This is a genomic window from Tritonibacter sp. AK171 (genome assembly GCF_030127025.1).
Taxonomy (GTDB): domain Bacteria; phylum Pseudomonadota; class Alphaproteobacteria; order Rhodobacterales; family Rhodobacteraceae; genus Epibacterium; species Epibacterium mobile.
The window spans coordinates 2655520-2681076 of sequence record NZ_CP126134.1 but is presented as its reverse complement, the minus strand read 5'-3'; the positions used below and the strand labels follow the sequence as shown (position 1 = coordinate 2681076).

The following is a 25557-nucleotide window of genomic DNA, read 5'->3' as shown; positions in this document are numbered from 1 at the left end:
TCTTGCAGGTTTAGACTTGTATTTATCATGAAAATTTGCGTGGATACAATTAATCATGAAAAATAAATCTCAGCAGAGAGGATCCGACATGAAATTTCTTGAGATGACGCGGCGCGGCGCACTGGCTGCAATGTTCGCGACGACGGCTCTGGCCGGGGTTTCGATGGGCGTGGCACCCGCGGCGGCGCAGACACCGCCGGGCGTGTTGATCGTCGGCCAGATCGCAGAACCCAAGGCGCTTGACCCGGCGGCGGTGACGGCGGTGAACGACTTCCGCATCCTGATGAACGTCTATGACGGGCTTGTGCGCTACAAGGACGGCACACTGGAGGTGGAGCCTGCACTGGCCACCGACTGGAGCATTTCCGAGGATGGCACCGAATATACATTCACGCTGCGCGAGGGCGTGTCCTTCCACGATGGCAGCGCCTTCAATGCCGAGGCGGTGGTGTTCAACTTCGAGCGGATGCTCAATGAGGACCACCCCTTCCACAACACCGGCCCCTTCCCGCTGGCCTTCTTCTTCTCTGCCGTGGAGAGCGTCGAGGCGGTCGATGACCTGACAGTGAAATTCAAGCTGAACGCGCCCTATGCGCCGTTCCTGTCGAACCTTGCCTATCCCACGGGCCTGATTGTCTCGCCCGAGGCGGTCAAGACCCATGGCGCGGAGTTCGGCCGCAACCCCTCCGGCACCGGCGCATTCAAATTTGCCGAGTGGCGCTCGAACGAGGCCGTGGTGGTTGAGAAAAACCCCGACTACTGGGACGGCGCGGCAGAGCTGGACGCGGTGGTCTTCCGCCCGATCACCGATGCCAACACCCGCACGGCAGAAATGCTGGCCGGTGGTATTGACCTGATGGTCGAGGTGCCGCCGGTGGCGCTGTCGGAATTCCAGGGTGATGCGTTTACCGTGCATGAACAGGCCGGTCCGCACGTTTGGTTCCTGATCCTCAACGCCAAGGAAGGCCCCTTCGCCGACAAGCGCGTCCGCCAAGCGGCGAACTACGCGATCAACAAATCCGCGATCGTGAACGATGTGCTTGAGGGCACCGCCGAGGTCGCCGCAGGCCCGACCCCGCCCGCCTTTGCCTGGGCGTACAATGAGACGCTCGAACCCTATCCCTATGACCCCGAGAAGGCGCGTGAACTCCTGGCCGAGGCGGGTGCAGAAGGGGCCGAGCTGACGTTCTATGTGACTGAGGGCGGCTCTGGTATGCTTGATCCTATCGCCATGGGCACCGCGATTCAGGCGGACCTCAATGCCGTGGGGCTCGATGTGAAGATCGAAACCTACGAGTGGAACACCTTCCTGGGCGAGGTCAATCCGGGGCTGGAGGGCAAGGCCGACATGGCCGAGATGGCCTGGATGACCAATGACCCGGACACATTGCCCTTCCTTGCGCTGCGCACCGATGCATGGCCCGACAAGGGCGGCTTCAACTCCGGCTATTATTCCAACCCGAAGGTGGATGAGCTCTTGGAAGCGGCCCGCGTTGCGACCGATCAGGACGAGCGCGCCAAGCTTTATCAGGAGATGCAGACCATCGTGCAGGAAGATGCGCCTTGGGTCTTTGTCGCCAACTGGAAGCAGAACGCGGTGACCTCGGAGCGGGTGGGCAATTTTGCCCTGCAGCCCTCGTTCTTCCTGCTGCTCGGTGATGTGACCAAGAACTGATGAGAGGTTTCGGATCGGGCTTTGCCCGATCCGACCCGCGCGCGCCCCTGCGGGGCGCGCGCGGCCCCCGTTTCCCCGGAGTTTCTGCTGAAACCTCCCCGGAAATACGCTCCCCCCAATCGGCAGAGCAGGAAGGCGCGCCATGACTGGCTATATAATAAAAAGGCTCATCTCCGCGGTGCCGGTCCTTCTGGGGATCTCGGTCATCGTGTTTCTGATCATGGCGATGATCCCGGGCGACCCGGCCACGGCGATCCTGGGCTCTTATGCGACGCCCGAGAATGTGGAGAAGCTCAATCGCGATCTCGGTCTAGATAAGCCCTTGGTGCAGCGGTACTTTATCTGGCTCGGCAATATGTTGCAGGGCGATTTTGGCCGCAGCTTCTCGCTCAATCGTGCGGTTCTGGACGAGGTGCTGGAGCGGTTCAATGCAACGCTGGTGCTGGCGGGCACATCCTTTGTGATCTGTTCGATCCTTGGCGTTGCGGCAGGTGTGGTCTCGGCGGCGCGCCAATACGGGCTGGCGGATAAGGCGATTACATTTGCGGTGCTTCTGGGCATTTCGATCCCGTCGTTTTTCCTCGGCATGATGATGATCCTGATTTTCGCGGTGAACCTGCGCTGGTTTCCGGTCTCCGGCATGTGGCCGATCTACGGCGCGCGGGATCTCTCGGCCCTTATCAGTCATTTGACACTTCCCGCCATTGCGCTGGCGGTGGTGGCCACTGGCGTTATCGCGCGCCTGTCACGTTCCGCCATGCTGGAGGTTCTGCGGCAGGATTTCATCCGCACCGCCCGCGCCAAAGGCGTGCACGAGCGCAGCGTGATCTGGCGCCATGGTCTGCGCGCGGCGATGGTGTCGATCATCCCGGTGCTGGGCATTCAGGCCGGGTTTGTGCTCTCAGGCGCGGTCTATATCGAAATGGTGTTTCAATGGCCCGGCGTCGGGCGCATGCTGGTCGATGCCATCCTCAAACGTGACATTCTACTGGTGCAGGGTGGCGTGGTCTTTGTGGCTGCTTGCTATGTGCTCTTCAACATCGCCGTCGATGTTGCCCAAAGCCTTCTGGACCCGAGGATCAAGGCATGAGTTTCCTGCGTCTTTTGTCCCGCAACCGTCTCGCGCTGGCGGGGCTCATCGTGATGTCGGTGGTGGTGCTGCTGGCGCTGCTGACACCCATTTTGCCGCTGCCCGACCCGGATGTGACCAACACGGCAGAGCGGTTCAAAAAACCCTTTAGCGAAGGGGCGTTGCTGGGCACCGACCATCTTGGTCGCGATCTCGCCAGCCGCCTGATGTGGGGCACGCGGTTGTCGCTGGCGGTGGGATTTGCGGCGGCGGTGGCGGCGGCCACCATCGGGGCGGCCATCGGCGTGATCGCCGGGTTTTATGGCGGGCGCGTGGACAATGTGATCATGCGCGGCGTCGATATGCTGATGGGCTTTCCCTATATCCTGCTGGCGCTTGCGATTGTCGCAGCACTTGGTCCGGGGCTGCTGAACGCGCTGATCGCGGTGGCCGCCGTCAACATCCCCTTCTTTGCCCGCAACATTCGTGGCGTCACTGTCGGTATCGCGCATAAGGAATTCGTCGATGCGGCGCGGCTATGTGGGATGTCGAATGCCCGGATCATTATCACAGAGGTGGTGCCCAATGTGATCCCGGTGATCGTGATCGCCATGTCCACCACCGTCGGCTGGATGATCCTTGAGACGGCGGGGCTCAGTTTCCTTGGTCTTGGCTCACAGCCGCCGCAAGCAGATCTGGGCTCCATGCTGGGGGAGGCGCGTTCGGCGCTGATTACCAATCCGCATACCTCCGTGGTGCCCGGTGCGATGATCCTTGTGATCGTGATGGCAATCAATCTTCTGGGCGATGGCGTGCGCGACGCCCTTGATCCGCGTCTGAAATCCGGCGCGCTCAGCCGCCCGATGCCGACCACCATGGTGCGCCGCACAGACCCCGTGCCGCAGCCCGAAGGCGACGGCATCCTGAGCCTGCGCGGCCTGCAAACCCAGTTCCACGTGAAGGATCGCATCTACAAGGCCGTGGGCGGAGTTGACCTTTCGGTAAGACCGGGCGAATGCCTTGGTATTATTGGTGAAAGTGGCTCTGGTAAATCCGTGACGGCGCTGTCGATCATGGGGCTGGTGGCCTCGCCCCCCGGTGTCATCACCGGCGGAGCGGTGCATTACAAGGGCGAGGATCTGATCGGTGCGCCCTATGAGACCCTGCGCCGTCTGCGCGGTGACCGCGTGGCCTATATCTTTCAGGATCCGCTGGCGACGTTGCACCCGCTCTATACAGTTGGCGCGCAGCTCATCGAGGCGATCCAGAGCCATCATCGCACCAGCACCTCCGAGGCCCGCGCCCGCGCGATTGAACTTTTGAAATCCGTGCGCATCCCCAATGCCGAGGCGCGCGTGGACAATTACCCGCATGAGATGTCGGGTGGCATGCGCCAACGGGTCGGCATCGCCATGGCGCTGGCCAATGACCCGGAGGTGATTGTCGCGGATGAACCCACAACCGCGCTCGATGTGACGGTGCAGGCGCAGATCCTTGCGCTCCTGGATGATTTGCGGCGCGAGCGGGGCTTGGCGATAATCTTCATCACCCATGATTTTGGTGTGGTGGCGCAGCTCTGTGACCGGGTGGCGGTGATGTATGCGGGCCGCATTGTCGAGGAAGGCCCCACCGATGCCATCCTCAATGCGCCGGCCCATCCCTATACCGCGCGGCTGATGGCCTGCGTGCCGGAACTGGGTCAGGGCAGACGCCAATTGGCAGCCATTCCCGGCCTGCCGCCGGTGGTGGACAAACTGCCCGCAGGTTGTGCCTTTGCAGATCGTTGTCCCAAGGCCGCAAGTGCCTGTCGCAGCGGGGATATTTCGCTTGGCCCCTTTGGGCCTGCGCGCAACATCCGCTGTATCGACCCTGAAATCCCAGTGCAGGAGGCCACGGCATGAGCGCGGCACTGAAACTCACCGACCTCAGCAAGACCTTCCCGGTGGGCAAACGCCCGTTCGGCGCACCCAAGGCGGGCGTCAAGGCGGTGCAGCCGCTCTCGCTGACGGTGGAACATGGCGAAACCCTCGGCATCGTGGGTGAGTCGGGGTGTGGAAAATCCACATTGGCGCGGATGCTGGTGGGCTTGCTGCCGCCGACCACCGGCCAGATCGAGATCAACGGTGCACCGCTTGATAACGCGGACCCGGCCACCTTTGGGCAGAAGATCCAATATGTCTTTCAGGACCCGATCAGCAGCCTCAACCCGCGCAAAACCATTCGCCAGATCATGGACGCGCCCCTGCGGCATCTGCACGGCATGGACGCCAAGGCGCGCACCGCTCGCATTGCAGAGATCTTTGCTGCGGTGAACCTGCGCGAGGAGTTTCTCGACCGCTACCCGCATGAATTTTCTGGCGGACAGGCGCAGCGGATCGGCATTGCGCGCGCTTTGGCGGCGGATGCGCGTATATTGATTTTGGATGAGCCTGTGTCCGCGCTGGATGTGTCCGTGCAGGCGCAGGTGTTGAACCTTCTTGCTGATCTAAAACAGAAATTCGGCCTGACTTATATCTTTATCAGCCATGATCTCGCGGTGGTAGAGGCGGTCAGTGATCGCGTCGCGGTGCTCTATTTTGGCTCCGTGGTCGAGGTCGGTCCCGCCGATCAGGTCTTTGCCGCGCCGCGCCATCCTTACACCCGGCTTTTGGCCGACAGCGCGCCGGTTGTGGGCCGCGCCCTTGCCGCGCCCGAGGCCAAAGAGACCGAACTCCCCGACCCGCTGAACCCGCCCGAGGGCTGCGCCTTTCGCGCCCGCTGTCCGCGCGCCACCGAGGTCTGCGCGGGGGCGGTTCCCTCGCTTGAGGTACAGTCAGACTCGGTTTCTGCGGCCTGCTTTCACCCACTGGCCGGTGCAGACTAAAACTGCCTCATAAATGCATCTTTTGAGATGTGTTGACAGGTCATGGCCAGATTTCCGATACTCGGGTTTGGGGATCGGGTTGGGATGCGGGCAGACAACGTGCCAGAGCATATTACATATCATGTGAATTTGTTCGGCCCCTTCGAGGTGACAACTTCGGAGGGGGATGTTCTGCATCTGCCCAGCAAACGCGGCAGAGCGCTGATCGCGGCGCTTGCCACCGGTCGCAAAAGACAGCGCACCCGCGATTGGTTGCAGGACCTGCTTTGGCAGGGGCGTGGAAAGGCGCAGGCCTCCGCCAGTTTGCGGCAGGAGTTGCGCCTGCTCCGCAAGGCCTTTGCGCAGGCGGATGTAATACTGTCGGAACATGGCACGCTCACACTCAATCCGGATTTGGTCACGACGAATGCGGCAGAGCCTTTGGCCACCACGTCTGGCGAATTTCTCGAAGGTCTGGACCTGCCCGCGCCCTTTGATGGCTGGCTCTTGGAACAACGCGCGGCTTTGAGTGCGCCGTGCGCGCCCCAAGACGGTGCGGAACGGACATCCCCCGAGCCACCAACCGGCGAGCCGATCGTCTATTTCAACCGGACCTCTCCGGATCAACTGGACATGCAGACCGCAAATGAGGTCTTCCAGTGTCAGATCGAAAAAGGTCTCGCTGATCTCGCACCCCTGGAGTTCCGGTATACCTCCGATGACAGCGTTGCGGCAGATCACACGCTGGTCAAAACCCAGATCCTTGAGGCCGGACGCGAGACGTTGTTGCGCGTGGTAATGCCCGGCCATTCCAACGGACAGAGCAACTGGACCGCCCATTGGCGCGGCATGCAGCAGGATTTGCTGCTTTATGATGACGATGAATTGCTGCAACTGGCCTACCGCGCACAAGAGGCGGCGGTGGATGCGCTCTCGCTCAGTGAGACCCGCAAGAACAAGATCAGCGCGAGCCTTCTGGGGTTTCGTGCATTGCGCAATATCTTCAGTATGGATCGCCCGGATCTGGATCAGGCGGACAGCGACCTGCAAGCGGCCTATGAACGTGTGCCAAAAGGGATCTTCCTCGCATGGCGGGCCTTTATTCAGGCCAATCTGATCGTCGAAAGCACCGATCTTGACCCCGGCCATCAGGCGCAGCTGTCGGCCAATCTTGCGCGTCGTGCGTTGCAGTCCGAGCCCGAAAACGCAGCCCTCAAGGCGGCCGCGTCACATGTGTTCCTACTGACCGGACAAGATCCGATCGCCGCCGGAGAACTGGCCCGTGATGCCACCGCGCTGAACCCGTCCAACCCGCTGGCCTGGGCCTCTTGGGCCAATGCCGAAATTGCCATGGGACAGTTGGAAACCGCGGCGGGATATTCCCGCAAGGCGTTGCAAATCGGTCGGTTTTCTCGCTCTCGCCATTGGTGGGAGATGCAGGCAGGGGTCTCGGCAGCGCTGGTCGGCAATTACGAGGCGGCGCGCGTACACAGCCGCATGGCCCATTCGCTGGTGCCCAGTTTCCGCCCCCCCTTGCGCTATCTCGCAGCCCTTGAACAGCAGCGCGGCGACGGCGAGGTGGTGGACACGCTAAAGGATCGGATGCGTGATCTCGAACCCGGCTTTGACATGTCGGATCTGTCCGAACCGGAATACCCCTCAGGGAACTTGCGCCGCGCGGGTCTCGCCTGATCCTCGCCCCGAATTGCCTTTAGGGCGCGCAGGCTTTCCGCCAGTGGCTCCGCCGGTTCTCACGAACTTTTCACGGTACCTGCGGTGAGGCTGCTGCTTTTCTAAAGCAGCTGCTCAGTGGGATCGGCACGGCATCAATCATCTGGGGGATGGGAACAATGGCGCGATTTGGACATACAGGACATACAGGCCACACGGGACAAAGTGGTGTAGCTTGGCCTTCGGGTCACACCGGTCATACCGGCCAAACGGGGGGCGGGTTTCCCGGCTCAAACCATAGTGCGGCCATGACGACCGCGCTTATGCTCAGCCGCGAGGGCATCATCGGCAATTGGCAACCGCCCGCTGCCAAGGCCGTCAGCCGTTTTGACACCGCAAGCCTCGAACATCTGGCGGGCACGCCGCAGGCTGCGGTGATCGACTATGAGCTGATCGCACCTGTGGTGATCAATCTGGTGGCACAAGAGACGGATGCGCCCGATGGGGTGGCTTATCTTTGTCACGCCGACGCCCTTGGCAGCGCGCCAAAGGTCGACCTCATGCGTCTTGCAGCGCCGGGGGCGGATATCTTTGAACAGCAGTTGGATTACCTTCATCACTATGCAGATTTACGTGCGGACCGGATGGAGGAGATTGATGTTCAACTCTCTGATTTGACGTCTTTCTTTTCGGCGCTGGCGCATTTTCATCCGGCGCGCGGCAAGGCCATATTCCGGTTCATTGCGGCGGCTCTGCGCTTTTGCGCAACCGTCCAGTTTCGCATCAAACACGGGTTTGGCTGCCCGCGCCCGGCGAGCTTTTCTGCGCAAGTGCAGCCCATGATACAGACCCCGGACCACGGCACTTTGCCCAGCGGCCACGCGACCGAGGCGATCTTTCTCGCGACATTGTTCAAGGCGATGGCCGAAGAGCTTGCGACAACTCTGCAAGGCGATGCCGAGTCTTGGCTGTCGCAATTCTGCAGCCAATGTGACCGTCTCGCGGTGCGTATTGCCGTCAGTCGCACGGTGGCGGGGGTGCATTTCCCGGTCGACAGCGCCGCTGGTGCAGTGTTGGGCGATACGCTGGCGCGGTATGTGCTGGCGCGCGTTCAAACGCCCGCTCCGAATGAGACAGAAGCAGCGCCACTGCAATGGCGTCAACTGGACGCGCAGATGCAGGCCTTTGGCGCGGCGGATTACAACATCGACACGCTGGATGCGCTGCGCACCGGCTGCGCGATCAACGATCAGACCGTGACCACGCTGACCACCGTGGATCTATCGCTGCGCCATAGTCCGCAACTGCATTGGCTCTGGCAGACCTGTGTCGATGAGTTGCATCGCAGCGCAGCTCTGCAGGAGGCATGATCATGGCGCTCTTTTGGCGACAAGACCGGGCCGGGCCACTGCGCCCGCTGCCCCGGCACCCTTCGGCGCATTGGTGGTACACGCTGGATGACGAATTGCGCGCCGCCGGAGCGGAGGGCCTGCATACCCGCCTTCTGGCGCTGGATCTTGAGGCACCGGATGCCGCGGCTGGCCTGCCGCCCCTGCTGCTGACGACGGATCAGGGGCAGGCCTTACACAAGGGACTGCCGCTGCCAGACCAGGAGGAAGAGGGGCCGTTGGATACCCTGATGGCCCGCATGCGCGACGGGCTGCGGGATCGCACGCTGATCGCACCTGTTCTGCCCGGCGCTGCAGATTGCACATTGGCAACAGGGCCGGGCACCGGTGCGGCGGAGGTGCCCTTGGTGCCCAAAGACAGCACGGTGATCGGGGTGATCGACGATGGCATCGCCTTTGCGCATCCTGCGTTTCGCATGGATGCGGGGCAGCGCAGCCGATTTGCCTCTCTCTGGCAACAGGACGCGCAATGCCTGCGGGCCGGGAGCGCGGATGTCCCCTTTGGCCATGTGTTCAGCCGCGCCGAGATTGAACAGCGCCTGCAAGAGGCGGGTTACGACGAGGACCGTTTCTATCGCAACCTTCCCCCCATTGGCAAAAAGGGGAGCGGGCCGTTTCGCTATCGTCGCCTGCATGGCACCCATGTCGCGGATCTGGCGGCGGGCGCGGGGCGCGGAGGCGAGATGGACGCCGCACCAGAGAAATTCCCGATTGTGGCGGTGAATTTGCCCACGGCGATGGTCAGCGACACGGCAGCCACCTTTATGGCCGGGGCCATGATCCTTGGCGTTCACGATATTATGCGCCGCACCGAAGCCATGATGCGTGCGGCGGATGCGGCCTTCCCGCTCATTATCAACCTCAGCTTTGGTCTGGGTGGGGTGGGCAAGAACGGTGGTCATCTGGTGGCCTCCGCGCTGGAGCAGGCCATGGCGTATTGGCATCGCAGGCATAAGGTGCCGATGCGGGTGGTGTTGCCTGCGGGCAATACGCTGCAATCGCGTCTTGCGGCGCATGCCAATATTGCGCCGGGTCGCCCCCACCGTGCGGTACTGCGTGTCGCCCCCGACAACCGCGGCTCCACCTATATGGAGATCGCCGTCAGCCAGCGTGGTTTGAAACCGGACTATTCCTCTCTCTCGGTCAAGGTGACGCCGCCAACCGGGGCCGGGGTGTTTGCGCCCGCGATGCCCAAGGCGCCCATCCGCATGGATACCGCCCTGCAATTGGTCATGACGAAGGATCAGAGCATTGCGACGGATAAGGGCTTTGCCCAGTTCGGGATTTATCACGGCTTCCAGCGGGATTTCTCTCCGGTTGACGGGGCGGTGGAGGGCACCGGGGTGGAGATCGTCACGGTTGCTCTGCCGCCCAATGCGGCGGCCGACCCGTACCGCCCGCTGCCACCTTGCGGCGACTGGATCGTCGAGATTGCGCTGGCTCCGGGCCAGACCGAAGCGCGCGATATCGAACTGCGGGTGCTGCGCAATGATGTGCCGCGTCAGATCAATCCGCTGCGTCAGCGCTCGACGCTGGTAGACCCGGCGTATCGCAGCTTTGATGATGATGGGTTTCCCGAAACAGAGCTTCACACCACAGGATGCAGCATCACCCGCGCAGGCACGCTCAATGCGCTTTCTGGCGGCGCGCAGCTGGTCACCGTGGGGGCGTCTTTCGTGCTGCGTGAACAGCTTGGGGACTATTCCTCCGCCGGTCCGGGGGGACCTTTGGCCGAAGGGGCAACTGTTAGCCTTCATGCCTGCGCGGATGACGGCCCCGCCCTGCGCGGACGTCTTGGCGCAGGATCGCGAAGCGGCAGCCGGGTGCGCATGTCGGGCACCAGCGTTGCGGCGCCTTTGGTGACGCGCAGGCTGGCGCAGGAACTGGCGAAATGGCACCAGTCTGCAAAAGACGATCCCGCAGGATTTGCCCCGGTACAGAGCTTTGCCAGCCGTGCGCCGCACCACCCCGCCGAGCGCAGCGGCGTTGGTGGCCTGCCTCCGGATGGTGCCAGTTTGGATCACTCCTTTAACTAGAAGCTTCACAGCGTTTACACTTTTTTCACGAATTCATCACGCACCAGCGGGTGCATTGAGAGGCGGGCGGCGGCATACTGGTCTTGTGAGTGCGGACATGCCGTTGAGTGAAAAGACCTTTTTAGTACCAAAGTGTAGATGTGAGTATTGAGTAGTTCCGCCAAGCAAGCGTGAGCTGGTTCCGTACAGAGTGATATGGTTGGTGTATATCGCGCTGTGCAAGCTAACGCAGTTTCGGCGGCCCCCAGTCCCATGTGGGGCCGCCGGCGATCCAAGATGGAATAAGAGAGTGTCCTCCGAAAGCGTGGTTCAAGAGTGATGTGTTGGTATCTCTCGGGCGCTTGCCGTGCCAAAATTCTCCTCATGGGGGAGAACGGCGCGGCGGTGCAAGTGGCCCAATGCTGCCCCGGAGTAGCCGATGGATGAGTCCGTTCCCGGCGACGGCATGGACCGGTTAGAACCGGACGACACCAATCTGAAACAGGCTTTTCAGCAGATGGAAACGCAGGCCGCCGCCTTGCAAGCCGCGCGCGCTTCGGATGATCAGAGTGCATTTGATCAAGCGCTCACGGCGCTGCGGCGCGCGCAGGTCACCTTTTTACGTGAGCTGAACAAATTCCCCGCCGACACCGCCCGCTTTCTCGCAGAGCGTCAGGGCGATTTGCTGGACGGGGTGGCGCTTGACGCGCTGGCGGAACTGTCGCCCGATGACACCCCCGACGCCCCCACGCCAGATCAAAGTGACAAGGAATAAGCGCGCGCAGGCAACGAGCTTTGTGAAAAGGCCGCGCGGCACAAACGATCTCACCTGCTCCACCTGCCTGCCAACGCACTTGGGAAAAAGGTTTTTCGGCCCGCGACCCTAAGTTGACATACTTCGGAAATTCCCTGATACACCCTCTCTAAGACGGGCCGTTAGCTCAGCTGGATTAGAGCAGGGAACTTCTAATTCTCAGGTCGGGGGTTCGAGTCCTCCACGGCTCGCCATGTTCTTTCATTTTCTTTTACCTTTCATGGGCTTGTCGCTCTCGTTGGCGAGGTTTTCTGGAAGGTTCACCACGTTTTGTTCCCCATTTTGGCGTGCAATCAGCTTTTCCATCGCGGAGCCTGCCAAGCCTTCACGGCCTGTCGCTTCGGTGTATGGCTGCACAAGCGCGAGGGTCTTGTGACCTGTAATAGATGCAATCTCGAGGGTCGTGCTCGGGCCTCTGCCAGCCGTTGCGCACGAGCCTTTCTGAGGCAATTCTCCAACGGCGAGAGGATCACGCTCGCAGGGGTCCGAGTTCAGTGAACAGTCAGGCTGCCTTGCATGAGCAGGCAGTACATCATTTGTGAAGGTGCGGGAATTTTATATAAACGCCCGAATTTCGGCGGCAGGCTCTCAGGGCGTCGTTAAAGTAGCGCCATGATGATGTTTGACCTGCCTGATTCCCAGACCCTCTATGCCGCGCTTGTCGCGCGTGATGCCTCCTATGATGGGCGTGCCTATGTGGGGGTGTCGTCAACAGGGATTTTTTGTCGACTGACCTGCCCCGCGCGCAAGCCGAAGTTTGAGAACTGCCAGTTCTTTCCCACACCCGGGGCCTGCATCGAGGCAGGCTTTCGCGCCTGCAAACGCTGCCATCCTCTGAGTGCGGCAGCGGGCAACGACCCGATGGTGCGCCGCCTGTTGGAGGCGCTGGAGGCACGTCCCACCTACCGCTGGCGGGAAGAGGACGTCGCGCGCATGGGAGCGGACCCCTCCACCATACGCCGCGCGTTTAAACGTCAGTTTGGCATGACCTTCCTTGAAATGGCGCGGCAACGCCGCCTGCGCGAGGGCTTTACCACGCTCCGTGCTGGCGAGGCCGTCATCTCGGCGCAACTGGAAGCAGGGTTTGACAGCCCCAGCGCATTTCGTGCGGCTTTCGCTCGGCTGGTGGGGATCGCCCCCGGCGCGTTTCGCAAAGATGCGCAGCTTTTGGCGGATTGGATCGATACGCCGCTCGGTGCCATGGTGGCGGTGGCGTGCCAGCATAAACTGCATCTTCTGGAGTTTGCCGACCGAAAGGCCCTGCCGCGCGAGGTGGCAAAACTGCAAAAACGCCAGCCCGGCGGCATCGGTTTTGGCAGGCCAGCGGTGATCGATCAGGCCGCAGAGGAGCTTCAGGCCTATTTCGCGGGAAAGGCCGCGCGGTTTGAGACGCCATTGGCCTATCACGGCACCGCATTTGAGAGCGAAGTCTGGCACGCGCTGCGCGAAATCCCGGCAGGTGAGACCCGCAGCTACGGCGAATTGGCCCGCAGTCTGGGTCGTCCCGGCTCCAGCCGCGCGGTGGCACGCGCCAATGGATCAAATCAGATCGCAGTGATGATCCCCTGTCACCGGGTGCTTGGTGCCGATGGGACGTTGACGGGATATGGTGGCGGGCTGTGGCGCAAACAGCGGCTGATTGAGATCGAGCGCGAATTAAGCGTGGCTTCGGCCTGACGGCGCATTTTCGCGACATCAGAGGTGTTTCCGGCCTGATCGGCCGGACCCGCGCGCGCCGGGCCAAAGGCCCGGCGCGCGCCCCTCGGCGGGCTCGTCAGGGCCCGCAAACCCTTATGAAAAGACGCAAGCCCTTTGCGGGATGTGCTCAGGTGGTCTCTAGACAGTGGCGACGAAAGGCGCGTTTGAGCATATCAAGCTCGGCCCGCAGCAATTCCACTTCCGCCCGCAGATCATCTGCCAGCGGCTCACCTGCGATCAGGGTAAAATCACCCAGTTTCACATTGGCGTCCGCGTCAATGATCACAAAGCTCTGCACCCCTTCGCTTATCGCTTCGATAGGGATTGGTATTGTCAGCGCCCAACAGCCCGGCGCCTCTGCTTCCTTGAGCGTGACCCCGGTTACTTCGCGGTCCAGATAGCGCACGATGATCTGAGGGCGCGCGCCCGAGGTCGGTGCGTTTTCAATCCGGCCTTCCCATGTGCCGGAGCGAAAACGGATCTTCTGGAGGGTCAGGGCGCTCATGCAGGGTCTCCCATAGGTGATCGCGGGCGATGTCGTCAGAGGTTGGCGCGGCGGAACCGCGCAAAGGTCAGATCGCGCAGCACCACTTGGTTCATATCGGGCGCTTCAAAGATCAGATCGATCCACGCTTTTTCGATACGTTTTTCATTCAGCCGCGAATAGGCCAGATCATATTCCACCGAAAATCGCGTCTCGCCCGGCGGCAGCTCACGGACCAATTGCTCGGTATTGGGGCCATGCTTGATGTTGAGGCGGGCAAAGATCTCGATCGGCTTTTCGCTCTCAACGATGCAGTCGAGCCGCACCAGATGTTGTCGGGTCAACCCAATGGCGGCCTCTGTGGGCAGGTCGATCACCAGAGACAGAAAAGAACCGTCGAATTTGAATACATCCATCCGCAGGCCATAGGGCGCAAGATCCTCTTCGCGCGCGTTGCGCAGTTGGCGCAGGGTCAGCTCAGAGATGGCACAGTCGTGAAACATCTGGATTTCACTGCCTAGGCGGGTTTTGCTCGGCACCGAGGATACACCCGCAACCGGCAGCGGGCCACGCCAAAGTTCGGGACGCCATGACCAGTCGGTGCCATGGGGGCGCGGAAAATAGGAGGATCCGATCATCGGCAAGGCCAGACGACTGTCCGCCGTATGGATCAGCTGGTCGAGGTGCATACGCAGCTTGCGGGCGTCATTGCGCTGCTGACGCAGACGGGCCAGCGGTGTTGTCGCAGCAGCACGGGCGGCAGCGCGCCAGCGCCGCATCGCTCCCGTGTTCAGCACTCGTTCCAGAAGTTTGCCCATCCTGCCCTCGGGTCGCGCGGTTTCGCCTGTTCTGCCGGGGCGTTCTGCCCGGATTTGTCCCTCATATTAACGAATTAGACGGCGGGGACAAAGGTGTTTCTCGGCGCAAATGCTACCCCGCCTCGAACCTCTCTGGCCCATAGGTCTATTGTTGTGGGGCAGATGTTGCACGCGCCAAGGCAGTGCCGCCACGGGTGCGCGGGCGGGAGGTTTCCCGCGGTGCGGCCGCGCCGGGAGCCGCCGGAGGGGTGGTGGTTTCGGCCAGCAATGTGGCGTTGCGGGTGGCGCGCATGAACTCACGGATCAGCCGCGCACCACGTTCGCCAAGATAGCCACTGCCCTCAGGGGCATAAAGCGCAACCGACACCATATGACCATGCACAAGGAAGGCACCGCGCCAATGGGTGCCACTGGCGCCTTCGGCAGAGTGACCATCCATATATAGCTTGATCAGCGGCATGTCGTTGTCGCCGCGAATTTCCAGCACGCGCGCGGGATTGCGCGCGGCGGTAAAGGCCGTGCGCAGCGCATCCGCTGACGGGGCAGGGGTATCGGCTGTGACCGCGCCAACCGTGGCCGTCAGCATCGCACCATCGCCAGAGCGGAACCGGCCAAAGCGGCTCATCCGCTCACACCGCGCCAAAAGCGCAAAGCCTCCGCTGCCGGTGTGCTGTTCCATCTGCGCGTCAAAGCAAAATCCGCTGGGGGCCGCCAAAATCAACTGACCATCGCCAAACACAGCCGTCAGCGCCCGGCCCCGGCTGCTACTGGGGCGCGACAGATCTTCACCCGGCGGTGCAAAAGCGAGCCGGTTGCCTTCCATGCATCCCGCCAGCAGCAGCGGTGCGAGCATCATCAAGCCCAATTGGCGCAGCGATGGCCCGCGTGTCACCATGCGACGCAAACGTCCAAGAGAAGGTGTGATATCGGTCGGTGTTCGGGTCAATCTCTGCTCTCGCCCACAGGTCGCCTGTGTTCTCGGCACCTCATTGAGCACCGAATTTTCCTATCCAAAAGGTGTAGACGCAGCCATCTGTCGGAACAAGGCCTAACAAAGAGTGAATGCGCCTGCCTTGAACTGTGGCGAATTCACGCTTACCTGACGCCCCTTCGCGGGGTGCAGCGGCAGATTGGGCAGGGTGTGACGTTATAAAAGTGGCCTGCCTGCCAGCATGGGCAGTCTGCTCCTGAGTTTAACCCCGTGTGGTCCGTTCGCAGATGTGCAGCGCCCGCACCCCGAGTAAGGACAAGGCGGTGGAGCCGAGCCTGTTTTCCTTTATCTGGCGCCATTCAAAACGGCAGCAGCTTGGCTTGCTGGTGCTGACCCTGCTGACGTTTCCGTTCCTCTATGCTACGCTGGAGCTGCCCAAACGGATCGTCAACGACGCCATCGGCTCGCCCAGCGAATGGATCGACCTCTGGGGCTGGCGGCTCACCTCAGAGCATTACCTCCTCGTGCTGTGCTTTGCCTTCCTTGGCGCAGTGCTGGCGTCCGGCATGATGAAAATGCGGCTCAACACGCTCAAAGGTATCCTGTCCGAGCGTCTCCTGCGCCGCCTGCGCTTTCAGATGATCGCGCGGATGATGCGCTTTCCGTCCAGCCATTTTCGCACCACCAGTCAGGGCGAGATGGTCTCGCTCATCACCTCCGAGTCAGAGCCGATGGGCGGTCTGATGGGCGATGCGGTGGCGCAGCCGGTGTTTCAGGCGGGGCAGATGCTGACGATCGTGTCCTTCCTGTTCATTCAGAGTGTCTGGTTCGGGCTCGCGTCGGTGGCGCTCATTCCGCTACAGGCATGGCTCATCCCGATGCTGCAACGTCAGATCAACCTGTTGAACAAGGACCGCATTGCCGAGGTGCGCGCGCTTTCGGCAGAGATCGGCGAGACCGCAGCAGGCCTGCAGGATCTGCGCAGCAACGGGGGCTGGCGCTATCGTCTTGCGCAGGTCTCTGACCGTCTCGGGCGGCTTTTTGAAATTCGCCGCCGGATCTACATGAAAAAATTCTTCATGAAGTTCCTCAACAACCTGATCGGCCATCTGACTCCGTTTTTCTTTTATTCCGTGGGCGGCGTGCTGGCGATCAGAGGTGAGATCACGGTGGGGGCCTTGGTGGCAGCCCTCGCGGCCTACAAAGATCTCTCCGCCCCGTGGAAAGAACTGCTGACCTATTACAATCAGGTGCAGGATATGTCGCTGCGCTGGCAGATCATGGTGGAGAAATTCGCACCTCCCGGCATGATCGACGAGACCCTGTTTGAAGGCGTGCCGCATCAGGTGCCACATCTGCGCGGCGATATCGAACTGCGCGATGTCACCGTGCGCGACGCTGAGGGCAAGCCGGTGCTCGATGGGCTGACGCTCACCATTCCCGCAGGCGCGCAGGTTGCGATCCAAAGCAGCTCTGCCGCCGAACGCGAGGCGCTGGCGCAGCTTCTGACCCGCGAAGTGCTGCCCACCCGTGGCGAGGTGATTGTCGCGGGGCATTCGCTGTCCAAACTGCATCAGGGCGTGATCGCCAGCCGCATCGGCTATGCGTTCAACGCGCCCTATCTCTTTGACGGCACGCTTGGGGACAACGTGCTGATGCCGCTGCGCAATCAGCCCCGCGCCACTGAGGCGGAACGGCAATTGTTGCAACGGGCCGAGGCGCTGCGGGCGGGCAACAGTGCCGATCCTGTGGACGCGGATTGGGTCAATCCCGACCTCGCGGGCCTGCGCTCGGAACATGATCTGCGCGACTGGTGGTTCCAACTCGTCGAGGCCATGGGCATCGACGGGCAGCTTTTTCACCGCACGTTGCATGCTCGCCTGCAGGATCACCACCGCGCGCTAGAGGCGCAGATTACTGCGCTCAGACCCCGCATTGAGGCCCGGCTAGAAGAACAAGGCCTGCGCGATGTGATCTATCGTTTCCTGCCCGATAGCTACAATCCGGCGCTGCCGCTGGCGGAAAACATGATGTTCGCCTTTCCGGTCGAACCGGTGCCCACCACGCTCTTTACCGATCCCGATGGCCCCTTCCAGCGGGTCTTGCGTGCCGAAGGGCTGGAGTCGCAGACCCGTGACATCAGCCTTGCACTGCTCGACACGTTGCAGCGCACCTTTGGGCGTGGCCAGACCTCGCACCCGCTGTTTCGCCGCCTCAATCTCGACGAGGATCTCTACGCCGAGATTGTCAAAGCCGCCGATCGCTACCGCGAGGGCCGCGGCGTGGATCAAAAAGACCGCGCGCTTCTGTGTACCCTGCCGTTCCTGCTGACCGAAGAACAGATCGGCGCGGGGCTGCCGCGCGACTACAAGCTGCGCATGATCGGCATTCGCAACCGGCGCGGTGATCTGCTGCTGTCGGATTGTGGCGGGGTGTATCGCAGGCTTCGGGCCGGAGAATATGCGCGCAAGCTCACGGTGCTGGAAAACGCGCTCTTTGGCCGGATCTCGCTACATGCGGGCGGCAAGGCACAAGCGGTCGAGGATGTGGTGGCCGATGTGATGGCCGATCACGACCTGAAGGCCCGGCTGGCGCTGATGATCTACGATCTGCCCACTGGCCTTGGCGGCGCGCTGCTGGAGCCGGTGTTTCGCGAACGCGCGGCCTTTACCCGCGCGGCGATCAAACGGCCCGATATTCTGATCCTCGATCACGTGCTGGCCAGCCATGATTCCGACAACCGCCTGAAAACCCGCAACCGGCTGCAGGCGCTCCTGCCAAAGACCACGATGATCCATCTGGAGGATCACTTTGAACACCCCTCCCGCTATGACCTCCACCTGAGCCTCAAGGACGGGCGCATCGACGGTCAGAGCGGTGTCGCCACCGCACTTCTGGATCAAGAAGTGCAGAGCGAGGATGATTTTGACCGCAAACTGTCCCAGATCGGCGCGGTGGATCTGTTTGCCCGCCTCGATGCCCGGCACCGTCGCCTTTTGGCGTTTTCGGCCTCATGGGTGCGGGTGCCCACCGGGGCTGCGGTGTTTCGCGCGGGCGAAGAGGGTGATGCGGTCTATCTGTGCCTATCCGGTCAGGCGGCGCTGCAGTTCCCCGAGGATGGCAGCCATCTGGACATGATCGACCCCGGACGGCTGATTGGCGATCTTGCGGTCATCACCCGCGAGCCGCGCCAATTGGATCTGGTGGCGGTCGAGGACTGCGTATTCCTACGCATCGGGGCTGAGGAATACCGCACCGTGATCGAAAGCGACGTCACCGTGGCGCTGCAACTGCTGCAAACCGTCTCCGGGCATCTTTCCAGCGCGGCGGTTGCCTTGCAAGAGGCCCGAGCAGGCAAACCCGACCCCGAGGCGTGATCGCGCACTGGCCAGAGCGGGCCGCGGCGCATAAAACGCCACCGAAGCGAACAAGGAACGCCCCACATGAGCTACCAGCCGCATGAGATCCTCCTGCATCAGGCCCGCCCCAAAGCGGAGCTTTGGCGGCTGGCGCTGGGCGTGGTGCTGGTGGTGGTGACATGGTTCGCGCTCGGGCTGATCTCGGATATGTTCCTGCTGCCCGCTGTGCTGGCTTTGACCGGCGGGGCTGATCTTTATTCCGGCAGCGATCCTGCGGGCATGGCGATCTTGCTGGGCAATTTCATCTTTGCCACCATCGCCGTCGGGCTGGTGCTGCAGATGCTGCATGGCCGCAGTCTTGGCACGCTTGTTGGGCCACGGGCGCTTTTGCTGCCACAAGGGTTGCAGGTGGGGCGGATCTTGCTCCTCGTGCTGGTCGTGCTGCTGGTGCTGCCGCCTTACGATATGGGCGCGCCGCTGGTTGCAAATCTCGCATTTGGGCAGTGGGTCGCACTCTTGCCCTTGTCGCTGGTGTTGGTACTGATTCAGGTGAGCGCCGAGGAAATCCTGTTTCGCGGCTACCTTCAGCAAGGTCTCGCCGCCCGCTTCAAATGCCCCCTCGTGTGGCTGGTTTTGCCCTCGCTCCTGTTCGGCATGGGCCATTACATGCCGCAGGAGGCCGGGGATAACGCCTGGCTCATTGTCGCGGGCGCGACGCTTTACGGGATGTTGATGGCGGATCTGACCGCGCGTTCCGGCAGCCTTGGCCCTGCAATTGCGGTACATTTCGTCAATAACGTCTGGGCGCTTCTGATCGTGTCTTCCCCGTCGAGCCTCAATGGCCTCGCGCTTTATCTGCATCCTTTTGCCATGGATGATGTCGCGGCCCTGCGCCCGTGGCTCTGGGTGGATGTGATGGTGATGCTGGTCTCATGGCTTGCGGCGCGGGTCGCGATCAGGGCCTGATTGCAATTAATGGAAACTGCCCTTATCTGGGGACGCAACGCCAATCAGGCAGAGGCCATTTGATGAACTGGATCACCAACTACGTCCGCCCCACGATCAACTCGATCTTTTCGCGCCGCGAAGTGCCCGAGAATCTGTGGAAGAAATGTGACGAATGCGGCACCATGCTGTTTCACCGCGAGTTGAGCGACAATCAGAACGTCTGCACCAACTGCGGCCACCACATGCACATCACGCCGCGCGACCGCTTCAAGGCGATGTTTGACGGGGGTGTATTTGCCGAGGTCAAGGTGCCCGAACCGGTGGTTGACCCGCTGAAATTCCGCGATCAGAAACGCTATCCTGATCGCCTCAAGGCGGCGCAGAAAAACACCGGCGAAAAAGAGGCGATGCTGGTCGCCACCGGTGAAATCGGGCGCACGCCGATTGTGGCAGCGGCGCAGGATTTCTCCTTCATGGCAGGCTCCATGGGCATGTATGTCGGCAACGCCATCATCGCCGCCGCCGAAGAGGCCGTAAAACTGGGCCGCCCGCTGGTGCTGTTCTCCGCCGCAGGTGGCGCACGCATGCAAGAGGGCATCCTGTCCCTGATGCAGATGCCGCGCACCACCGTCGCGGTCGAGATGCTCAAAGAAGCGGGCCTGCCCTATATCGTTGTGCTCACCCATCCGACCACCGGCGGTGTGACCGCGTCCTATGCGATGCTGGGCGATGTGCACATCTCCGAACCCAACGCGCTCATTTGTTTTGCCGGTCCCCGCGTGATCGAGCAGACCATCCGCGAAAAACTGCCCGAGGGATTCCAGCGCGCCGAATACCTGCTGGACCATGGCATGCTGGACCGGGTGACCCCACGCACCGAGATGCGCGACGAGTTGATCACCATCATCCGCATGATGATGAAACTGCCGCCTCAGGTGCATGGCGATCTGCCCGCCCCAGAGCCTGAGCCGCAGGTCGAAGGGGCCGAAAAAGACGAAAAAGCGCCCGAGGAGGACGCATCGGGCGAAGACAAAAAAGCCTGAGCCCCTTCATTATGAGTTTTGCCTGACCGAAGGTCGGGCAGCGCCCGCCCCAATCGAGGCGGGCGCTTCGCTTCCACCCCGACGGGACGGGCGCTGCCCTCATCGCATATGGCACCGCCTGGCTCCGTGATCAGACTGGATCACGTCCGATGACCGAACAGACCTCCGACGCCATTCTCGCCCGTATGATGGCGCTGCATCCCAAGATCATCGACCTGACGCTGGATCGGGTCTGGCGTCTGCTGGCGGCGCTGGACAACCCGCAGGACAAACTGCCCCCGGTGATCCATATCGCGGGCACCAATGGCAAAGGCTCCACCCAGGCGATGCTCCGCGCCGGGCTTGAGGGCTGGGGCAAATCGGTGCACGCCTATACCTCGCCGCATCTGGCCCGCTTTCACGAACGCATCCGTCTGGCGGGGGATCTGATCTCAGAGGAGCACCTGACGCAGGTGCTGGACGAGTGCTACAGCGCCAACGGCGACGAGAGCATCACCTATTTCGAGATCACCACCGTGGCGGGGCTGCTGGCGTTTTCGCGCACCTCGGCGGATTACACCCTGTTGGAGGTTGGCCTTGGCGGGCGTCTGGACGCCACCAATGTGATCACGCCCGAGGTTTCGGTGATCACGCCGATTTCCATCGACCACGAACAATTCCTCGGCAACACGCTGGCCATGATCGCAGGCGAGAAGGCCGGCATCATCAAACGCGGCGTGCCCGTGGTGGTCGGCCCGCAACCTGACGAGGCGATGGAGGTCATCGAAGACACCGCGATGCGCCTTGGCGCGCCCCTGATCGCCTATGGTCAGCACTGGCACGTCCACGAGGAACGCGGCCGTCTGGTCTATCAGGACGAGCGCGGCCTGCTGGACCTGCCGCTGCCCAACCTGATGGGCGCGCATCAGATCCAGAACGCAGGTGCCGCCCTTGCGGTGCTGCGTCACCTCGGCGCGGATGAGGCCGCCTGCGAGGCGGCTGTTGTGGGGGCACAGTGGCCCGCCCGCATGCAACGCCTCAAAACCGGCCCGCTGGTGGAAATCGCAGGCGCGGCCGAACTGTGGCTGGATGGTGGTCACAACGCCGCCGCAGGCATTGCGCTCGCCGATGTGCTGGCCAAACTGCCCAAACGCCCGACGCATCTGATTTGCGGCATGCTCAACACCAAGGATGTCACAGGCTACCTGCGCCCGCTCGCCGCCGAGGCCGCGAGCCTCACGGCGGTGTCGATCCCTGGCGAGGCGGCAACCCTCTCAGCCGAGGAGACAGAGGCCGCCGCAAAATCGGTAGACCTTCAGGCCTACACGGCAGAGAACGTCACAGAGGCGCTCAAGGCGATCCTTGCGCGCGATCCAAACAGCCGGGTGCTGATCTGTGGTTCGCTCTATCTGGCGGGCGCGATCCTGCGCGAAAACGGCTAAGAACGGCTAGGGCGCAAGCACCAAGGCCCCCTCGCGCAATGCAGCCGTCAGCCCTTCGGGCGGCGGCGCATTGCTCACCACATAATCAGGGTCTCTCAGCCAGCCGCCCCGCGCAGGCGCGCGGCGCAGGAATTTGACCTGATCGAGCACCAACACCGAGTGCCGTGCATGGGTTTGCATCGCGGCCCGTGCGCGGGCCTCTTCTGTGCGAAAATCCAAGAGTGCCCCGTCCTCATCAACACCCGCGACGCCAAAGACCGCAAAATCCACGCGGTAGGCGGCAAAGAACTCCGCCGCGGCGCTGCCCGATACGCTGCGATCGCGCACAGAGCCGCCACAGATCGACAGGTTGATCTCTTCACAGTCCCACAGATGGCTCGCCGCCACGAGGTTGTTGGTGATCACGTCCCGCGCCCCGGCCCCTGCCAAGAGCCGCGCAACCTCTGCCGGGGTGCTGCCAAGGCCAATGGAAACCGACGCCCCCGCCGGAATGAGCCGCAGCACCTCGCGCGCCAATGCGGCTTTCTCGTTTTGCTGTTCCACCGCCCGCGACGCATAGGGCCGCGCGCCATCATTGGGACGCACCCCACGATGCACTCGCATCAGCAGCGCCCGGTCGCGCAGGTCGTTGACATCGCGGCGAATGGTCTGGGTGGTGACCTCGAACCGCTCCGCCAGATCCTCGATGGTGGCAAAGCCGCTTTGCTCCAGCAGACGCAGAATATCGCGCTGTCGGTCGCTCAGGTCGGTGGCATTCATCAGCGCGCTCCCCTGTTCATACGAACATCACCTTTGTAGGGGAGGCGGGATACTATGCAAGAAAACTCTGATCCTGAGGGGGTATTAGGCTCATTTGAGGTCTTTCTGCGCACTCATATGAGCACGCCTTACCCCTCAATGCGGCCCCAGTCCTTGTCCTGCATCTCCCGCAGGCGCGAGGCGGTGCGCTCAAATTCAAAGGCCCCGTCGCCCTCCATATAGAGGAACTCCGGCTCTGCGGCCGCCGAACAGATCAATCGCACCCGCGCCTCGTAAAGCGCGTCGATCAATGTCACAAAGCGCTTGGCCTCGTTGAAGTTGTTGCGCCCCAGTGCCGGGATGTTTTCCAGCACCAGCACTTTGACCGCATCTGCCACCGCGAGGTAATCGCCCGGCCCCAGCATGGTGCCGCAAAGGTCGTAAAACGTCGCCCGTGCCACCCCGTTGCGATAGGCGGGCAGGATCACTTCGCGCCCTTTTACCGTCAGCACCAGAGGCTCTGCCGCTCCGCCCGTGAGATCGCGCCAGATCTCTTCCATCTCGGCGCGCACCTCAGCGTTGAGGGGCGTGAAATAGACCCGAGAGCCGGTCAGACGGTCCTGTCGGTAGTCCTTCGGGCTGACCATCTCATGCACCTGCATCTTGTCTTTGATGAGGTCGATAAACGGCAAAAACAGCTGCCGGTTCAGCCCGTTTTTATATAGATCATCCGGCACCCGGTTCGATGTGGTGACCACCACCACACCCGCCTCAAACAGCGCCTCAAACAGTCGGCCCACGATCATCGCATCGGTGATATCGGTGATCTGCATCTCGTCAAACGCCAAGAGCCGCACCGAGGCCACCACATCCGCCACCACCGGTGCCAGCGCATCCTCGGTGCCCGCCTCGCGGGCGCGGTGCATCTTGGCGTGAATTTCCTGCATGAAGGCGTGAAAATGCACCCGGCGGCTGGGGATGTCATCAAGGCTCTCGACAAAGAGATCCATCAGCATCGACTTGCCGCGCCCGACACCGCCCCACAGATAAAGCCCCTTGACCTCCGGTCGCACTGCCTTGCGAAACAGGCCACGTTTCACCGGCTCCGCGCGCAGCCCATCGGCAATCCGGTCAAACTCCGGCAACACCGCCTGCTGCGCGGGGTCCGGCTGGATGTGCCCGCTGTCTACACGGGCCTGATAGAGGTCGGTCATATGTGTCATGCCCCCAGCCATAGCCGGATGATTTTGCAAAGGAAAGCGTGGCATGCCCTGCCTCTGAACCTGATGGTTCAATTTTGCTTATGTGTGCATTCAAAACTCCTGAATTGACGCCTCGGTTGCGATGGTCAAACTGGCCTTTCACCTTAGCGGAGCACCTCCATGGATCGTCCCACCCCTCTGTTTACCCCCGTCCTGATGGTGGGCTGTCTGATTATCATGGTGAGCTTTGCGGTGCGCGCCTCGTTTGGGGTGTTCCAGATCCCGATTGCCGAGGATTTTGGCTGGCTTCGGAGCGAATTCTCCCTCGCCATCGCCATCCAGAACCTCGCTTGGGGCATCGGTCAGCCGATCTTTGGCGCCATCGCCGAGAAGATCGGCGACCGTAAGGCGATCATCATCGGCGCGGTGATCTATGCGGCGGGCCTTGTGCTGAGCGCGGGCGCGACAACCCCAACGGAAATGCAGGCTTATGAATGGCTGGTGGGCTTTGGGGTTGCGGGCACGGGCTTTGGCGTGGTGCTGGCCGTGGTGGGGCGCGCCAGCTCGGACGAGAACCGCTCCATGTCGCTGGCGATTGTCACCGCAGCTGGTTCGGCAGGGCAGATCTTTGGCGCGCCCACAGCGGAATATATGCTGGGGCTGATGTCGTGGCAGACGGTGTTTTTGGTCTTTGCCGGCGTCGTTCTGGCGCTGATCCTGTCGCTGCCCCTGATGCGCGCGCCAGTCTCTGCGGGCAAAGCAGAGCTGGAGGAAAGCCTAGGTTCGATCCTCAAGAAAGCCTTTCGCGATCCGTCTTACACGCTGATTTTCCTCGGGTTTTTCTCCTGTGGCTATCAGCTGGCCTTTGTCACCGCGCATTTTCCGGCCTTTGTGACAGAGATGTGCGGGCCGATCATGCCGGGGGGCGTTTTGCATGGTATCGGGATCACCACCACCTCCGCGCTGGGGGCGGTGTCGATCTCGCTCATTGGTCTGGCGAATGTGGCGGGCACATTGCTCGCGGGCTGGGCGGGCAAGCATTATTCCAAGAAATACCTTCTCGCGGGCATCTACACCGCGCGTACCATTGTGGCGGGAGCCTTTATCTTGCTGCCGATCACGCCGCTTTCGGTGATCCTGTTCTCGGTGGCGATGGGTTCGCTGTGGCTGGCCACCGTGCCGCTCACCTCGGGGCTGGTCGCCCATATCTACGGGCTGCGTTACATGGGGACGCTTTATGGTATCGTGTTTCTCAGCCACCAGATCGGCGGGTTTCTGGGCGTGTGGCTTGGCGGGCGGATGTATGACATCTACGGCGACTACACGATGGTCTGGTGGATTGGCGTCGGCGTCGGTGCCTTCAGCGCCATCGTCCATCTGCCGGTGCGCGAGCGTCCCCTGCAGGCGGCAGCGGCCTGAC

Annotated in this window: 19 protein-coding genes and 1 tRNA gene; 15 read left to right on the top strand and 5 right to left on the bottom strand. The window is 62.0% G+C overall.

The genetic code is table 11. The features are described from left to right. Positions 1-88: 88 nt before the first annotated feature. The 10 genes from QNI81_RS12610 (at position 89) to QNI81_RS12565 (ending at position 13172) form a co-directional block, all read left to right on the top strand. Entirely contained in the window at positions 89-1675 is a 1587-nt protein-coding gene (locus QNI81_RS12610) for an ABC transporter substrate-binding protein (protein WP_283966711.1), read from the top strand. A 142-nt stretch (positions 1676-1817) separates the two neighbouring features. Next, a complete protein-coding gene (locus tag QNI81_RS12605) occupies positions 1818-2765 on the top strand; it encodes an ABC transporter permease (RefSeq protein WP_283966710.1) in 948 nt (315 codons plus the stop codon). After that, positions 2762-4645 carry a dipeptide/oligopeptide/nickel ABC transporter permease/ATP-binding protein gene (locus QNI81_RS12600; RefSeq protein WP_283966709.1) on the top strand — a complete coding sequence of 628 codons (1884 nt, stop codon included), beginning with the start codon at positions 2762-2764 and terminating at the stop codon, positions 4643-4645. Before QNI81_RS12605 ends, QNI81_RS12600 begins: the two co-directional genes overlap by 4 nt. After that, positions 4642-5607 carry an ABC transporter ATP-binding protein gene (locus QNI81_RS12595; RefSeq protein WP_283966708.1) on the top strand — a complete coding sequence of 322 codons (966 nt, stop codon included), beginning with the start codon at positions 4642-4644 and terminating at the stop codon, positions 5605-5607. The genes QNI81_RS12600 and QNI81_RS12595 overlap by 4 nt, the downstream gene beginning before the upstream one ends. Positions 5608-5691: 84 nt before the next feature. Continuing rightward, complete coding sequence (locus tag QNI81_RS12590; protein WP_283966707.1) at positions 5692-7278, top strand: AfsR/SARP family transcriptional regulator; 1587 nt, start codon at positions 5692-5694, stop codon at positions 7276-7278. A gap of 287 nt (positions 7279-7565) precedes the next feature. Next, positions 7566-8627, top strand: coding sequence for a phosphatase PAP2 family protein (locus QNI81_RS12585; protein WP_283966706.1), 1062 nt, complete (start codon positions 7566-7568; stop codon positions 8625-8627). Positions 8628-8629: 2 nt separating this feature from the next. After that, positions 8630-10702 (top strand): S8 family serine peptidase, encoded by a 2073-nt coding sequence (locus tag QNI81_RS12580; protein WP_283966705.1) that lies wholly within the window; start codon positions 8630-8632, stop codon positions 10700-10702. A 418-nt stretch (positions 10703-11120) separates the two neighbouring features. Continuing rightward, complete coding sequence (locus QNI81_RS12575) at positions 11121-11456, top strand: hypothetical protein (protein WP_283966704.1); 336 nt, start codon at positions 11121-11123, stop codon at positions 11454-11456. A gap of 155 nt (positions 11457-11611) precedes the next feature. Further along, positions 11612-11689, top strand: a tRNA-Arg gene (locus QNI81_RS12570). A 421-nt stretch (positions 11690-12110) separates the two neighbouring features. Further along, entirely contained in the window at positions 12111-13172 is a 1062-nt protein-coding gene (locus QNI81_RS12565; RefSeq protein WP_065326369.1) for a bifunctional transcriptional activator/DNA repair enzyme AdaA, read from the top strand. A 148-nt stretch (positions 13173-13320) separates the two neighbouring features. On the opposite strand, the gene QNI81_RS12560 is transcribed toward QNI81_RS12565, so the two are convergent. From QNI81_RS12560 to QNI81_RS12550, 3 genes are all read right to left on the bottom strand, one after another. Further along, positions 13321-13698, bottom strand: a complete 378-nt coding sequence (locus tag QNI81_RS12560) for a hypothetical protein (RefSeq protein WP_283966703.1) — start codon at positions 13696-13698, stop codon at positions 13321-13323. 35 nt (positions 13699-13733) lie between these two features. Next, positions 13734-14495: a DUF6478 family protein gene (locus QNI81_RS12555; protein ID WP_065321169.1), complete on the bottom strand. Its 762-nt coding sequence runs from the start codon at positions 14493-14495 to the stop codon at positions 13734-13736. A gap of 145 nt (positions 14496-14640) precedes the next feature. Beyond that, positions 14641-15441 (bottom strand): hypothetical protein, encoded by an 801-nt coding sequence (locus QNI81_RS12550; RefSeq protein ID WP_283966702.1) that lies wholly within the window; start codon positions 15439-15441, stop codon positions 14641-14643. A gap of 272 nt (positions 15442-15713) precedes the next feature. Between QNI81_RS12550 and QNI81_RS12545 the strand changes: the two genes are divergently transcribed. The 4 genes from QNI81_RS12545 to QNI81_RS12530 all read left to right on the top strand — a co-directional run bounded on the left by QNI81_RS12545 (position 15714) and on the right by QNI81_RS12530 (position 22197). After that, complete coding sequence (locus tag QNI81_RS12545; RefSeq protein ID WP_283966701.1) at positions 15714-18803, top strand: ABC transporter transmembrane domain-containing protein; 3090 nt, start codon at positions 15714-15716, stop codon at positions 18801-18803. A gap of 66 nt (positions 18804-18869) precedes the next feature. Further along, positions 18870-19751, top strand: a complete 882-nt coding sequence (locus QNI81_RS12540) for a CPBP family intramembrane glutamic endopeptidase (protein WP_283966700.1) — start codon at positions 18870-18872, stop codon at positions 19749-19751. A 62-nt stretch (positions 19752-19813) separates the two neighbouring features. Next, positions 19814-20776: an acetyl-CoA carboxylase, carboxyltransferase subunit beta gene (accD, locus tag QNI81_RS12535; protein WP_219174622.1), complete on the top strand. Its 963-nt coding sequence runs from the start codon at positions 19814-19816 to the stop codon at positions 20774-20776. 149 nt (positions 20777-20925) lie between these two features. Further along, positions 20926-22197: a bifunctional folylpolyglutamate synthase/dihydrofolate synthase gene (locus tag QNI81_RS12530; RefSeq protein WP_283966699.1), complete on the top strand. Its 1272-nt coding sequence runs from the start codon at positions 20926-20928 to the stop codon at positions 22195-22197. A 6-nt stretch (positions 22198-22203) separates the two neighbouring features. Here QNI81_RS12530 and QNI81_RS12525 read toward each other — a convergent pair whose 3' ends face one another. After that, complete coding sequence (locus QNI81_RS12525) at positions 22204-22956, bottom strand: DeoR/GlpR family DNA-binding transcription regulator (RefSeq protein WP_046002868.1); 753 nt, start codon at positions 22954-22956, stop codon at positions 22204-22206. 128 nt (positions 22957-23084) lie between these two features. Then, positions 23085-24158 (bottom strand): cell division protein ZapE, encoded by a 1074-nt coding sequence (gene zapE, locus QNI81_RS12520; protein ID WP_065328789.1) that lies wholly within the window; start codon positions 24156-24158, stop codon positions 23085-23087. A 159-nt stretch (positions 24159-24317) separates the two neighbouring features. Here zapE and QNI81_RS12515 point away from each other — a divergent pair, with 159 nt between their 5' ends. Beyond that, positions 24318-25556 (top strand): MFS transporter, encoded by a 1239-nt coding sequence (locus QNI81_RS12515; RefSeq protein WP_005620102.1) that lies wholly within the window; start codon positions 24318-24320, stop codon positions 25554-25556. Position 25557: the final 1 nt, after the last annotated feature.